Source organism: Wenyingzhuangia heitensis (genome assembly GCF_011762155.1).
In the GTDB taxonomy this organism is placed as follows: Bacteria; Bacteroidota; Bacteroidia; order Flavobacteriales; family Flavobacteriaceae; genus Wenyingzhuangia; species Wenyingzhuangia heitensis.
Genome location: NZ_JAASQL010000004.1, coordinates 61,862 through 74,919 on the forward strand (window position 1 = coordinate 61,862; position 13,058 = coordinate 74,919).

Here is a 13,058-nt window from a genome sequence, read left to right on the forward strand (position 1 = left end):
CATTTTGAAAAACAATAGAATTTTAAAACAAGTTGCTATTTACTTTGGTGTACTTGTTACTTTTTGTATAGTAGCTCTTTTTTATTTTAAACCTGTATTAAGTGGTGATAAACTTTTTCAGAGCGATATTGCTCAGTTTAGAGGAATGTCTAAAGAGTTAAATGATTTTAGAGAAAAAAAAGGAGAAGAAGCTTTTTGGACTGATGCTGCTTTTGGTGGAATGCCCTCTTATCAGCTAAGCACATATTATCCTAACAACTATATAAAAAATGTAGACAGTGTTATTCGGTTTTTACCAAGACCTGCAGATTATTTGTTTTTATATTTTGTTGGTTTTTTTGTACTGCTAACTGTTTTAAAATTCGATTGGAAATTAGCCTTAATAGGTTCGTTGGCTTTTGGTTTTTCTACTTATTTTATCATTATTCTAGGAGTAGGACACAATGCAAAAGCACATGCAATTGGCTATATTCCGTTGGTATTGTCAGGAATGTTACTGTTGTTTCAAAACAAATATTTATCAGGATTTATTTTAACAGCTCTAGCAATGGGATTAGAAATTCAGACGAGTCACCCACAAATGACTTATTATTTATTGTTCTTATTATTGATTACAGGCTTGTTTTATTTAGTAGAGCACCTAAAAAAAGGAGACATAAAGCAAGTTGTAAAGCCTGTTTCTTATGCAGTAGTTGCTATGGTAATAGGTTTGCTAATGAATGCACAAAGTTTATTGGCAACCAAAGAATATGCATCTAATAGTACACGTAGTAAAAGTGAACTGACAATTAGTCCTGATGGAAAATCAATAAAAGCATCTTCTGGATTGTCTAAAGAATATATAACAGAGTATAGTTACGGGGTTTTAGAAACGTTAAACCTAATAATTCCTAGATTGACAGGTGGAGCAAATAACGAAGATGTAGGAACAGATTCTAATACTTATCAATTTTTAGCACCTAAAATAGGAGCTAGTCAAGCAGCAAATTTTTCTAAAAATGCACCTACCTATTGGGGAAGTCAGCCTATTGTTGCTGCTCCAGCTTATATAGGAGTAGTTTTTGTATTGTTGTTTTTTATAGGAGCTTTTTTAGTAAAAGGTTGGATTAAAAAAGGATTAGTAGCCGCTACTATTTTTTCTATATTGATGAGTTGGGGTAAAAACTTTGATTTGTTAACTAATCTTTTTATTGATTATATGCCCTTGTACAACAAGTTTAGAGCGGTATCTTCTATACAAGTAATTGCAGAAGTATGTATTCCGTTGTTAGGAATGTTGGCGTTAAAAGAATTGTTCTCTGAGAATATTACCAAACAAGAAAAAATAGAAGCCCTTAAAAAAGGTGGTGGAATTTTAACAGGAATACTTATTGTTTTTGGATTTTTAGGAGGAATATTTTATTCTTTTGTTGGTGGTAATGATGGATATTACAATCAGCAAATACCTGGTTTTACAGGAGCTTTACAAGCAGATAGAAAAGCTATGTTAATGTCAGATAGTATTCGTTCTTTTGTTTTAGTTGCCATTACTTTAGGGTTGATTTGGGGAGTGTTAACCGTAAAAATTAAAAAACAATATGGAGTTATTGTGTTAGGTGTTGTGTTGTTGTTTGATACCATGGGGATTGCCAAAAGATATGTGAACGATGATGATTTTTTACCAGCACATAAAGTTGAAAAACCTTTTCAGAAAACAGCTGTAGACAAACAGATTTTAGAAGACAAAGGGCATTATAGAGTTGTAAATTTAGCAGGTAATTTTATGAGTGATGGGGCTACTTCCTATTATCATAAATCTATAGGAGGTTACCATGCAGCCAAGTTGAGAAGGTACCAAGAGTTGGTAGATTTTCAATTGTCTAAAAACAATATGGAGGTGTTCAATATGTTAAATACCAAATATTTTATCACTCCAAATGAAAAAGGACAAAAGCAAGTACAACAAAACCCAGATGCAAACGGAAATGCTTGGTTTGTAAACAATATTATAGAGGTAAAAACAGCCAATGATGAAATTTTAGCGCTGTCTGATTTTAATTCTAAAAACGATGTAATTGTAAATACCAATGAGTTTTCTGTAACCAAAACGGAGCAAGATACTACGGCGGTGGTTGCTTTAAAATCGTACCAAGCCAACCAACTTATTTATGAGTATAAAACTGAAAAACCACAAGTTTTGGTGTTTTCAGAAATATATTACCAACCAGGATGGAACGCTTATGTAGATGGAGAATTTACAGCCCATTTTAGAGCGAATTATGTGCTAAGAGCAATGAATGTTCCTGCAGGGAAACATATTATTGAATTTAAGTTTGAGCCACAGGTAATTCAGCAAGGAAGTATGATAAGTCTTGTGGGGTATGGTTTACTTATTTTAGTATCGGGATTATTGTTTTTTGTGACCAATAAAAACAAAAAGTAAGATGCGTATAGGAATGATTCTAGACAAAACCTTTCCACCTGATGTTCGGGTAGAAAATGAAGCAGAAACGTTGGTAAAACAAGGACACGATGTTTTTCTATTTTGTTTAAAATACAATGACGAACAATTAGATGATGAACTTATAAACGGCATAAAAGTATGTCGTTATTCGTCTAGTCAGTTAGAATACAAATTGTCAGCTTTGGCTTATACGGTTCCGTTTTATACTTGGTTGATGACTCAAAAAATAAAGTCATTTATTAAAAAAAATCAGATAGAAGCTTTACATATTCATGATATTAGAATAGCAGATGCAGTGTTTAAAGCCAATAAAAAAAGCAAACTAAAAATAGTCTTAGATTTGCATGACAACATGCCTGAGATTATGCAGTTTTATCCACATTTGCAAAAGTTCCCTGGTAAGTATATCATCTCTCTTAAAAAGTGGAAAGTAAAAGAAGAAGAGTTTATTAGAAAAGCTGATAAAGTAATTACAGTTTCGCCAGAGTTTGTAGATGAGGTGGTAAATAGAACTAAAATCGCATCAGATAAAATAGTATTAGTTCCCAACACGATTCGAAAAAGTTTTTACCAAGATGCTATTATTGAAGTATCTATTATAGAAAAGTACAAAGACAGTTTTGTGATTTTGTACTTGGGAGATACACACTTAAGAAGAGGTTTGCAAACTGCCATAAGTGCTATTAAAAACGTATCAAAAGAAATAGAAAATGTAAAATTAGTGATTGTAGGAAGCAATACTACAGATGCTGTTTTAAAACAACAAACCAAAGATTTAGAGGTAGAAAAATATGTAGATTTTGAAGGTTGGCAAAATGTAGCTTTATTTCCGTCATATATAAAAGCAAGTACTATTTGTATATCTCCTTTACATAGAAATATTCAGCACGATGTTGCGTATGCAAATAAATTGTTTCAGTACATGAGTTTTGAAAAATCAGTACTTGTTAGTAATGCAACTGCTCAAAAAACGTTGATAGAAAAAGTAGATGCAGGCTGGGTTCATGCAGATAGAGATGTTGCTGATTTTACTCAAAAAATAATTGAAATTTTTAAAGATGTTAAGGGAAGACATCAGAAAGGGAAAAATGGAAGTGAATTTGTAAAAGAAGAATTTATTTGGGAAAAAACCTCTCAAAAGTTAGTAGAATTATATAATCAACTTTAAGGATTTTGAAAGTATTAATCATTACTTATTATTGGCCACCAGCAGGTGGCTCAGGAGTACAACGTTGGCTAAAGTTTGTGAAATATTTACAAGACTTTGGTATTACTCCTGTAATTTACACCGTAGAAAATCCTGATTATCCTGTAACAGATGAAACATTACAAGCTGATATTCCTGAAGGAATAGAGGTTGTAAAGCAACTTATTTGGGAACCGTATCAGTTGGTCTCATTTTTTTCTAAAAACAAAAATGTAAAAACAAGTGCAGGGTTTTTAGGAACTAAAAAAGGAGTAATGTCTAAAGTGGCAACTTACATTAGAGCCAATTATTTTATTCCAGATGCTAGAATGTTTTGGATAAAACCCTCTGTTGCGTATTTAGAAAATTATCTATCAGAAAATAAAATAGATACAATCATTTCTACAGGTCCACCACATACTACACATGTAATTGCTTTAAAATTAAAACAACAAAACAACATTCGTTGGATTGCAGATTTTAGAGATCCGTGGACAGAAATCGATTATTTTCATCAATTACCGTTGACTAAAAAATCCATCAAAAAACATGAAAAATTAGAACAACAAGTTTTAAAAATAGCAGATGAAGTTTTGGTAGTAGGACAAACGATGAAAGAATCTTACGATATTTTTTCTAAAAATGTACATGTAATTACCAATGGTTTTGATGGTGATTTAAGTAGTGAAACTAATTTAGATAATGAGTTTACCATTACCCATATAGGAATGTTAAATGCAGATAGAAATCCGTTAATTTTATGGCAGGCTTTGTCAGAATTAAAAAAGAAAATCACTTTTAAAGTTCAGTTGATAGGTAAAGTAGCTATAGAGGTTAAAGAAAGTATTAAAGAATTTGATTTGTCAGAATCGGTTTCTTTTGTGGATTATGTCCCTCATGAAGAGGTAAAAACCTATCAACAAAAATCGCAAGTTTTATTATTAGCTGTAAATAATGTGCCTAGTGCTAAGGGAATTATAACAGGTAAAATATTTGAGTATTTACAAGCACAAAGACCTATTGTAGCCATTGCTCCTAAAAATGGAGATTTGGCTGTGATTATAGAAAAAGCAAAAGCTGGTTTTGTGGTAGATTTTAATGAAACAGAAAAGTTAAAAGAAATACTTGTAGATTTACATACACAGTACAAGCAAAAAAATTTACAAATAAATGCTGTTGGTGTAACTCAATATCATCGAAAGGCATTAACAGCACAGTTAGCAAACATTATTAAAAAGTAATTTGAAAAAAATAGTAACCATATTAGGAGCAAGACCTCAGTTTGTAAAAGCTGCGGTATTAAGTAGAGTAATTTCTGAACACAATGTTATTGAAGAAGTGATTGTACATACAGGTCAGCATTATGATAATAATATGAGTATGGTTTTTTTTGAAGAGATGAAAATTCCCGTTCCCAAGTACAACCTAAACATAAACGGATTGAGTCATGGAGCCATGACTGGACAAATGTTAACAAAAATTGAAGAAGTTTTAGCATTTGAAAAACCAGATGCTGTAGTTGTATATGGAGATACAAATTCAACTTTAGCAGGAGCTTTGGCAGCACAAAAAATGGGGATTAAAGTAATTCATATAGAAGCAGGTTTACGTTCTTACAATATGAGCATGCCAGAAGAGGTAAATAGAATTTTAACAGATAGAATTTCTAATTTACTATTATGTCCAACACAAACAGCGATAGACAATTTAGAAAAAGAAGGATTTGCCAATCATAATATAAAGGTTGTAAAGTCTGGAGATATTATGAAAGATGCCGTAGAATTTTATGGGGCTATGTCTGACGAAAAAGCAACGGTGTTACAAAATGAAAATTTAGAGCCTAATAATTTTGTGTTAGCAACAATACACAGGCAAGAAAATACGGATGATATAGTAGCTTTAAAAGGAATTTTTGAAGGATTAACTAAAATTCATCAAACTAAAAAAGTGGTGATGCCATTACATCCTAGAACAAAATCGGTTTTAGAAAAAAATAAATTAAGGTATCCTATTACGTTTATAGATCCTGTTGGTTATTTTGATATGTTGGCTTTGCTTAAAAATTGTGCCTTAGTGGTAACCGATAGTGGAGGTCTGCAAAAAGAAGCTTTTTTTAATAAAAAACCTTGTGTCATTGCAAGAGAAGAAACGGAATGGGTAGAGTTGGTAACTCACGGTTTTGCAACTTTGGTAGGCAGCAATGCTCAAAAAATGCAAGAAGCATATCAATTACACAGCAACAAAAATCACGATTTTTCGGTGTCTTTATATGGAGATAAAGTGGGAGAGACTATATACCAAGAAATTAAAAAGCTGATTATTCAAAAAGAATAAAGTGTTTGATGAGATCGATAACCGATAGCTAAAAACCGATGATCGATGAGTGGTGGACGAAAATCGAAGAACGATAAACGAAACATGAAAATGGGAATTGTTTTAAAAGAATCATATAAAAATACGGTTACCTTATTGATCGCAATTTTGGTAGGAGCTATTAATACATTGTTTTTATACGTTTACTTTCTTGATGTAGCTTATTATGGATTGATCACATTTGTATTATCCACAGCTTTTATTTTAAAACCTCTAATTGCTTTGGGGGTAAATTTTAGTATTGTTAAATTTTTCTCAGCTTATACAGATAAAGAAAATAAAGATAAGTTTTTAAGCTTGGCTTTGTGGCAACCACTACTTGTAGTTATTCCTTTAGGTTTTGTGACTAGTTTTTTTTATGACTTTATATCTACTTTACTTTCCGATAAAAATCCATTGGTTAAAAATTATACTTATTTAATTTTTTTGGTCGCGATTGCCAATGCTTATTTTGAAATTTTTTATGCTTGGGCTAGAGTTCATCTAAAATCGGTATTTGGAAACATACTAAAAGAATTGTTTGTGAGAATAGTGGCTAGCTTGCTATTGGTAGCGGTTTATTTTAAAATTATCGATAGTCATCAATTTGTACTTTGTATGGTAGGTGCTTATTTTTTACAAGCCATATTTATGATGATTTTTGCATTTAAACAATATTTACCTAAGGTTTCTTTTCAGTTGCCAAATAATTTTAAAGAAGTCATAAAATATAGTTTATATATTATTTTGGCAGGTTCTGCAGCAACTATATTGTTAGATATAGATAAATTTATGATTCCGCAAAAAGAAGTAATAGAGCAAGTTGCTTTTTATGCCGTTGCTGTTTATATAGGTTCTGTAATAGAAATTCCGGGTAGAGCTATGAGTCAGATTGTACAACCACTTACTGCAAAGGCTATAAATGAAGGTAAAGAAGATGAGGTTTTAGATTTGTATCAAAAAACATCTATTAATTTACTAATTGCTTCGGGCTTTATTTTTATGTTGGTTAATTCGAATATTTCATCAGTATATCAATTATTGCCCAAAGCCTATACACATGGTGTTTGGGTAGTTTTAATGATTTCGATTGCAAAATTGTACCATATGTTTTTGGGGAATAATGGAGCTATAATATCAAATTCTAAACATTATAGAATATTATTGCCTTATGGTTTGGCAATGGCTTTTATGGTAATTGTTTTAAATAATAGTTTAATAGATCTATTAGGAATAGATGGTGCTGCATTGGCTACTTTAATAGTTGTGTTGCTTTTTAACACGTTAAAATTGTGGTACGTAAAAGCAAAATTTAACATTCAGCCCACCACAAATAAAACATGGATTGCCCTTGGGGTGATAGCTGTTTTTACAAGTATAGGGATAATGATAAACTTACCATTTCATCCAATTGTTAATCTTTTGGTTGAATCTACTTTATTATCAGGGATGTATGTATTTGTTGTAATACAATGTAATCTATCCTTAGACATAACAAATCTGTATAAAAAAGGACTCTTATTCTTAAAAAGATAAAGAACTTATTTTTTGGGAGTTATACTTTGTATATGAATATAGAAACACTATATTTGCACCCGATTTAATTTTAATTAAAAAACAATCATTATGAATCATTACGAAACTGTTTTCATTTTGAATCCCGTTTTATCTGATACTCAGGTAAAGGAAACAGTACAAAAGTTCGAGGACTATTTGGTTTCTAAAGGTGCCGAAATGTTACATAAGGAAGATTGGGGGCTAAAAAAATTAGCTTACACAATTGAAAAGAAAAAAAGTGGATTTTACCACTTATTCGAATACAAAGCTGCTGGTGAATTAGTTGCTCCTTTCGAATTAGAGTTTAGACGTGACGATAGCGTTATGCGTTATTTAACTGTAAAGTTAGATAAGCACGCTGCAGCATGGGCTGACAAAAGAAAGTCTAACTTAAAATCTGCGAAGTAATTATGGCAAATATCGATCAACAAGCAAAAGGTGGAGCTAAAGGAGACGTTAGATACTTAACTCCGTTAGACATTGAAACTAAGAAAGAAGCTAAATACTGTAGATTTAAGAAAAAAGGAATCAAATACATCGATTTTAAAGATGCAGATTTCTTAATGTACTTAGTAAACGAGCAAGGTAAAATTTTACCAAGACGTTTAACAGGAACTTCTTTAAAATATCAACGTAAAGTGGCACAAGCTGTTAAGAGAGCTCGTCACTTGGCATTAATGCCATATGTTGGTGATTTATTAAAATAATAAGTAGACAATCATGCAAGTAATATTAAAACAAGACGTTGAGAACTTAGGGTTCACAGACGATATCGTAGAGGTGAAGAATGGTTACGGACGTAACTTTTTAATTCCTGCAAGAAAAGCTGTTTTAGCAACTGAGTCTGCTAAAAAAGTATTAGCTGAAACTTTAAAGCAACGTGCTTATAAAGAAGCTAAAGTAATAGAAAGTGCTACTGCTACAGCAGAAGCTATTAAAGGATTAGAGATTAAATTGACTTCTAAAGTAGGTCAAGGAACTAAATTATTTGGTTCTATTTCTAACATTGATGTTGCAGAAGCTTTAGAAAAAGCAGGACATTCTATTGAAAGAAAATTTATCAAAATTGCTGGAGGTTCTATTAGAAGAACTGGAAAGTATACTGCTGCAGTTCGTTTACACAGAACTGTAACTGCTGATTTAGATTTTGAAATTATTGCTGAGTAATTATCACAATAAATCTTATATAAAAGCTCACTAGCAATAGTGAGCTTTTTTTATTTTTGTTTATTCTAAAAAAATATTTAGTATGAAATACATTCAATTAACCAAGGAACAATTAGAGGAGTTGCACGAAGAGTTTGCTACCTTTTTAGCATCGCAACAAATTGATGTGAAAGAATGGAACGAAATAAAAAAGAACAAACCCGAAGTTGCTGACGAGGAACTAAATCTTTTTAGTGATTTGGTTTGGGAAGATGTTTTAAGCAAAGCAAAATATATAGAACATTTTTCAAAATCGAGTCTTAATTTATTTTGTTGTACAGATGGAGTTATCCAACGTATAATGATAAAATCAAACGATGAATTGATTGATTTAAGTTCTCAAGAAGGTATTCAATATTTGTTAAATGATCCTAAAAGTAAAAAGTTTGAGTTTTTTAAAGGAGCTAAGAAATACGATAAAGAACGAAATTTAGAAATTTTTGATTTGGTTTTAAAAGGAGCAAGTATTAATAAAGAAGGTGCTTTGTATCAAAACTTTGAGAAATTTGTAAATTAAGCTATATGATAGATCAAAAATTAGTCACTTATCTAGAAGAGTTTGTTACCGATGAACGCAAAGCTTTGTTTAAAAGTGTTTTGCAAAACAGAACTAGGCACTTTGCTGTGGTGTTAGAAGATTTGTATCAAAAACATAATTGGAGTGCTGTAGTGCGTAGTTGTGATGTTTTTGGTGTGCAAGATATTTATACTATAGAGAATAAATACAGTGCTTATATTTCTAATGGAGTAGGTAAAGGTGCTCAAAAATGGGTTGATTTTCATCGGTTCAAAACCAGAGAAAACAACACACAGGACTGTGTAGATGAGTTAAAAGCCAAAGGATATCAAATTATAGTCACGACACCACACGAAGATTCTTCTTTTGTATCTGATTTTGATATTACTAAAAAATCAGCATTTGTGTTTGGAGTAGAAGGAGCAGGAGCTTCAGATTTAGTAATGAGTCAGGCAGATGGGTACTTAAAAATACCGATGTACGGTTTTACAGAAAGTTTAAACGTATCGGTAGCAGCAGCTATAACACTTCAAAACACAACAGATAGATTGCATAAATCGGACATAGAATGGCAATTTACAGAACAAGAAAAAGAAGAAACCTATGTTAGTTGGTTAGAAAAATCGATAGGATCTATAAAGTTAATTAAAGAAAGATATTATAAAGATTTAGAAAAATAGACAAAACTATTATTGTAGTAAGATCTATACTAAGTAGCTACATAAAAAATATAAAATTCAACAAAAAAGAGACTCACTGGGAGTCTCTTTTTTGTTTTTAAAATTGAAACAAATATTTTATTTAATAATACAAATGGTTCTTAGGTGTAGAAAAGTAATAATGTCTAGTTTTTATCTTGTTTGTGAGTTGATATATCTTGTTTTTACGATGTATTTTTATTGAGCTTTCTAGAAAATAATAGGGTCAGAATAAAAGAAAGCACGATAGGATAGAAATAAATACAAACACGGATACACAAATGAAAGTAAAAAAAATAATACTACTAACAATTTTAGTGTTAGTAACAAGTGTTGGAAATGCTCAGACTAGTTTTTTTAACAAATTAAAAACTAGAAGAGTAGCTTCTAGTAAAGAGGTTTTTTGGGAACAAGTAGGGCCTGGAAATGCAGGATTTGCAAATTTATTAAGATATCATCCCACATTACCAGGAGTTATTACTCAGTGTCCAGATATGTGGAATGCCTATCAATCTGAAAACAACGGAAAAAAATGGTATGGAATTACAGATTCCGATGGAGATGCAGAATTTTTCATTTAAGAGATTTATATTATTCGGTACCTGATGCTAATTTTGGTTTGGCTTTAACTTCTTCTCAGTTATGGAAAACTCAAGATTTGGGAAAATCATGGGAAATTGTACCTTATTGTCCTTGGTATAAACAAGATGTTGACGGTACAGATAAAGAAGCTTGGAGAAAAAAAGTAGCAACTTTAGCCATAGACCCTACCAATAAAAAAGTTTGGTATGTTGCGGGTGGTGCACATGTAAGACAACAAGATTGGATGTCTTCTTTAAAAAACATTACTCAAAAAAATCCTCGAGGTGCTAAGGCTATGAATCAAGGAAAATTGTGGAAAACTAAAAATGGTGGTAAAAGTTGGAGTTTGATAACTACAGGATTGCACCCTAAAGCACAAGTGTGTAGAATTATTGTAAACCCTAAAAATAACAAACAAGTTTTTGCAGCTTCAGATTATGGATTGTATAAATCCGAAAATGGAGGAAAAAAATGGGAGCATATTTCTAAAGGAAAATTAGAGAATGATATTATTATGGATATGGATTTTTATTACAATGCAAAAACTAAAAAGTTTGTATTGTTTTTAATAGATCAAACCCAATATATTGCCAATGGTAAAACAACAAAAATCTCAGGAGGTATTTTTTATTCTAAAGATGAAGGAAAATCTTGGAAGAATATAACAGCAGATTTAACCTTAGATATCAATCAACTATCTGGAGGTGTACCTGCTAATTATTATCAATACATTGCTAAGTGGTTTGGTATTTCTAAAGGAAAAGCAAAACAACTATATCCAGAATTACCAACAAAAGCTTTGCAACGTTTTAATATGATTAGTGCAGATCCTAGTAGAGAAGGAGCTGTTTATGTTGGTTTTGCAGATCCACAGGTTGGCACTTCTATAATGCCTGGTCGTTTATGGACTACAGATAATTATGGAAAAAAATGGATCAATACAGCTCGCTTGTATCAAGATGCTTGGGAAAAAGATAAAGCTTATTGGCAATCTAAAGAAAATCCAACTCATGAAAATATGGAGGTAGGTCACTCGTCCCCTCATATGAGATTTGGAAAAAATTATGCACTTCGTTCTATGAGAGGTTTGTCTGTTGGAGTAAATGGTGATGTAATGATAATTTCAGATCACAGTACTATGCTAAGTAAAGATCACGGACAAACATGGAAACAAGTAGATGAAGAAAGAACATCTTCTGGAGCAATTGTAGGAACAGGTAATAGTAATTTACCAGGGTTAACAATTGCACAAGACAAACGTTTTAAAACTACTTTATTAGGTTCTGGAGAACATAGATTGTGGATTTCTGCTACGGACAGCCCAAATGATAGAATAGCTTTAAATTTTATAGAATCTGCACAAGCAACTGTAAGTAATTTAGTATTTGATCCTTATGACGCAAAAACAGTCTACGCAACATCTAACCGTCAGGAAGATAAACAGTATATGTTTAAGAGTATTGATGGAGGTTTAAATTGGGCAAAACATGGAATTGCAACACCTGCAACTAACAAATGGAAAGATGATTTTTATACAAATGGATTGTTAATAGACCCTACTGATGCTAACTTTATGTATTTTGGAATTACTCAAATAGCAAATCCAAACAAAGCAACACAAGGTGGTTTTTTCTTTTCGGATAACAACGGTAAAACTTTTGAGCAGCGAAATAGTGGTTTGCCTTCTCCAGCAAGAATTAATGATGTTCAATTTGATCCAAGAGATCCATCAGGAAAATCTTTATTTATTGCCGCGGAAAAAAACATACACAATTATGTAAAACCATTATCGGACGGAGGGTTATATCACTCTACAGATAGAGGGTTGCATTGGAAAAAAGTAAAAACTCCTAATGAAGTAAATGGGGTACAATTTGTAAAGTTTGATACTACAAACCGTATGTATATAACCACAGGATATAGAGGTGGTGGAGCAGGAGTTTGGTATTCTGATAATTTTGGAGAATCTTGGAAGCAAATTTTTGATTTGCCAGAAACAGAGTGTATAGATGTTTCTCCTTTTGATCAAGATTTATTAGTAGTAACAGTTAAGTTTTTAGCTAAAAACCCAGGAGTTTATTTAAGTAGTGACAGAGGAATTACTTGGACTAAAATAAATACAGGAATTACCATTCCTCATCAAATTGAAGATGTAAAGTTTGATGTTTTTAATCCATCAGAAATATGGTTAGCAACTAAAGGATGTGGTTTTTACAAAGGGAAAATTAACAACGGAACTAAAATTCAAGTTATTAAAACATTACCTGCTGTTGCAGAAAGTAGAAAAGGAGAAAGTATTCAGTTACAAGCAAACATTATAAATTCTAAATTTAAAGGGGAAAAGATTGTATGGAAGTCTGAAAACACAAATATTGCTACTGTTGATGAAACGGGAAAGGTAACACCTATAGGAAAAGGAACTGTTAAAATATGGGCATCTACTTTAGAGGGTAGATTTACAGATTTTAGTGTGTTTACAGTATTTAAATAATAAAGATTAACTTAAAAAAAGAGGTT

General features: G+C 31.6%; 12 protein-coding genes. All 12 read left to right on the top strand.

Annotated features, from left to right (window positions below):
• Positions 1 to 4 precede the first annotated feature (4 nt).
• The 12 genes from FHR24_RS12400 (at position 5) to FHR24_RS12455 (ending at position 13,032) form a co-directional block, all read left to right on the top strand.
• Positions 5 to 2,422, top strand: a complete 2,418-nt coding sequence (locus FHR24_RS12400) for a YfhO family protein (RefSeq protein ID WP_208412351.1) — start codon at positions 5 to 7, stop codon at positions 2,420 to 2,422.
• Position 2,423: 1 nt separating this feature from the next.
• The gene (locus tag FHR24_RS12405) at positions 2,424 to 3,611 is read left to right on the top strand and encodes a glycosyltransferase family 4 protein (RefSeq protein ID WP_167189282.1); all 1,188 of its coding nucleotides are present in this window, start codon (positions 2,424 to 2,426) and stop codon (positions 3,609 to 3,611) included.
• A gap of 5 nt (positions 3,612 to 3,616) precedes the next feature.
• Positions 3,617 to 4,870, top strand: coding sequence for a glycosyltransferase family 4 protein (locus tag FHR24_RS12410; protein WP_167189285.1), 1,254 nt, complete (start codon positions 3,617 to 3,619; stop codon positions 4,868 to 4,870).
• Position 4,871: 1 nt separating this feature from the next.
• Positions 4,872 to 5,963, top strand: coding sequence for a non-hydrolyzing UDP-N-acetylglucosamine 2-epimerase (gene wecB / locus FHR24_RS12415; RefSeq protein WP_167189288.1), 1,092 nt, complete (start codon positions 4,872 to 4,874; stop codon positions 5,961 to 5,963).
• Between the two features lie 90 nt (positions 5,964 to 6,053).
• The gene (locus tag FHR24_RS12420) at positions 6,054 to 7,517 is read left to right on the top strand and encodes a lipopolysaccharide biosynthesis protein (protein ID WP_167189774.1); all 1,464 of its coding nucleotides are present in this window, start codon (positions 6,054 to 6,056) and stop codon (positions 7,515 to 7,517) included.
• Positions 7,518 to 7,607: 90 nt separating this feature from the next.
• A complete protein-coding gene (rpsF, locus tag FHR24_RS12425; RefSeq protein ID WP_167189291.1) occupies positions 7,608 to 7,946 on the top strand; it encodes a 30S ribosomal protein S6 in 339 nt (112 codons plus the stop codon).
• Between the two features lie 2 nt (positions 7,947 to 7,948).
• The gene (gene rpsR, locus FHR24_RS12430; RefSeq protein WP_167189294.1) at positions 7,949 to 8,245 is read left to right on the top strand and encodes a 30S ribosomal protein S18; all 297 of its coding nucleotides are present in this window, start codon (positions 7,949 to 7,951) and stop codon (positions 8,243 to 8,245) included.
• A gap of 13 nt (positions 8,246 to 8,258) precedes the next feature.
• The gene (gene rplI / locus FHR24_RS12435; RefSeq protein ID WP_167189297.1) at positions 8,259 to 8,705 is read left to right on the top strand and encodes a 50S ribosomal protein L9; all 447 of its coding nucleotides are present in this window, start codon (positions 8,259 to 8,261) and stop codon (positions 8,703 to 8,705) included.
• Positions 8,706 to 8,787: 82 nt separating this feature from the next.
• Positions 8,788 to 9,261 (top strand): DUF6495 family protein, encoded by a 474-nt coding sequence (locus FHR24_RS12440; protein ID WP_167189300.1) that lies wholly within the window; start codon positions 8,788 to 8,790, stop codon positions 9,259 to 9,261.
• Between the two features lie 8 nt (positions 9,262 to 9,269).
• Positions 9,270 to 9,941 (top strand): TrmH family RNA methyltransferase, encoded by a 672-nt coding sequence (locus FHR24_RS12445; protein ID WP_317166206.1) that lies wholly within the window; start codon positions 9,270 to 9,272, stop codon positions 9,939 to 9,941.
• A gap of 299 nt (positions 9,942 to 10,240) precedes the next feature.
• Positions 10,241 to 10,540 (top strand): hypothetical protein, encoded by a 300-nt coding sequence (locus FHR24_RS12450; protein WP_167189306.1) that lies wholly within the window; start codon positions 10,241 to 10,243, stop codon positions 10,538 to 10,540.
• Entirely contained in the window at positions 10,492 to 13,032 is a 2,541-nt protein-coding gene (locus tag FHR24_RS12455; RefSeq protein WP_167189309.1) for a VPS10 domain-containing protein, read from the top strand. The genes FHR24_RS12450 and FHR24_RS12455 overlap by 49 nt, the downstream gene beginning before the upstream one ends.
• Positions 13,033 to 13,058: the final 26 nt, after the last annotated feature.

Bases quoted from the DNA above. Each gene is read 5' to 3' on its own strand.
- FHR24_RS12405 (WP_167189282.1), top strand. From the start codon at position 2,424: ATGCGTATAGGAATGATTCTAGACAAAACCTTTCCACCTGATGTTCGG.
- FHR24_RS12420 (WP_167189774.1), top strand. From the start codon at position 6,054: ATGGGAATTGTTTTAAAAGAATCATATAAAAATACGGTTACCTTATTG.
- rpsF (WP_167189291.1), top strand. From the start codon at position 7,608: ATGAATCATTACGAAACTGTTTTCATTTTGAATCCCGTTTTATCTGAT.
- rpsR (WP_167189294.1), top strand. From the start codon at position 7,949: ATGGCAAATATCGATCAACAAGCAAAAGGTGGAGCTAAAGGAGACGTT.
- rplI (WP_167189297.1), top strand. From the start codon at position 8,259: ATGCAAGTAATATTAAAACAAGACGTTGAGAACTTAGGGTTCACAGAC.
- FHR24_RS12440 (WP_167189300.1), top strand. From the start codon at position 8,788: ATGAAATACATTCAATTAACCAAGGAACAATTAGAGGAGTTGCACGAA.
- FHR24_RS12450 (WP_167189306.1), top strand. From the start codon at position 10,241: ATGAAAGTAAAAAAAATAATACTACTAACAATTTTAGTGTTAGTAACA.
- FHR24_RS12455 (WP_167189309.1), top strand. From the start codon at position 10,492: ATGGTATGGAATTACAGATTCCGATGGAGATGCAGAATTTTTCATTTA.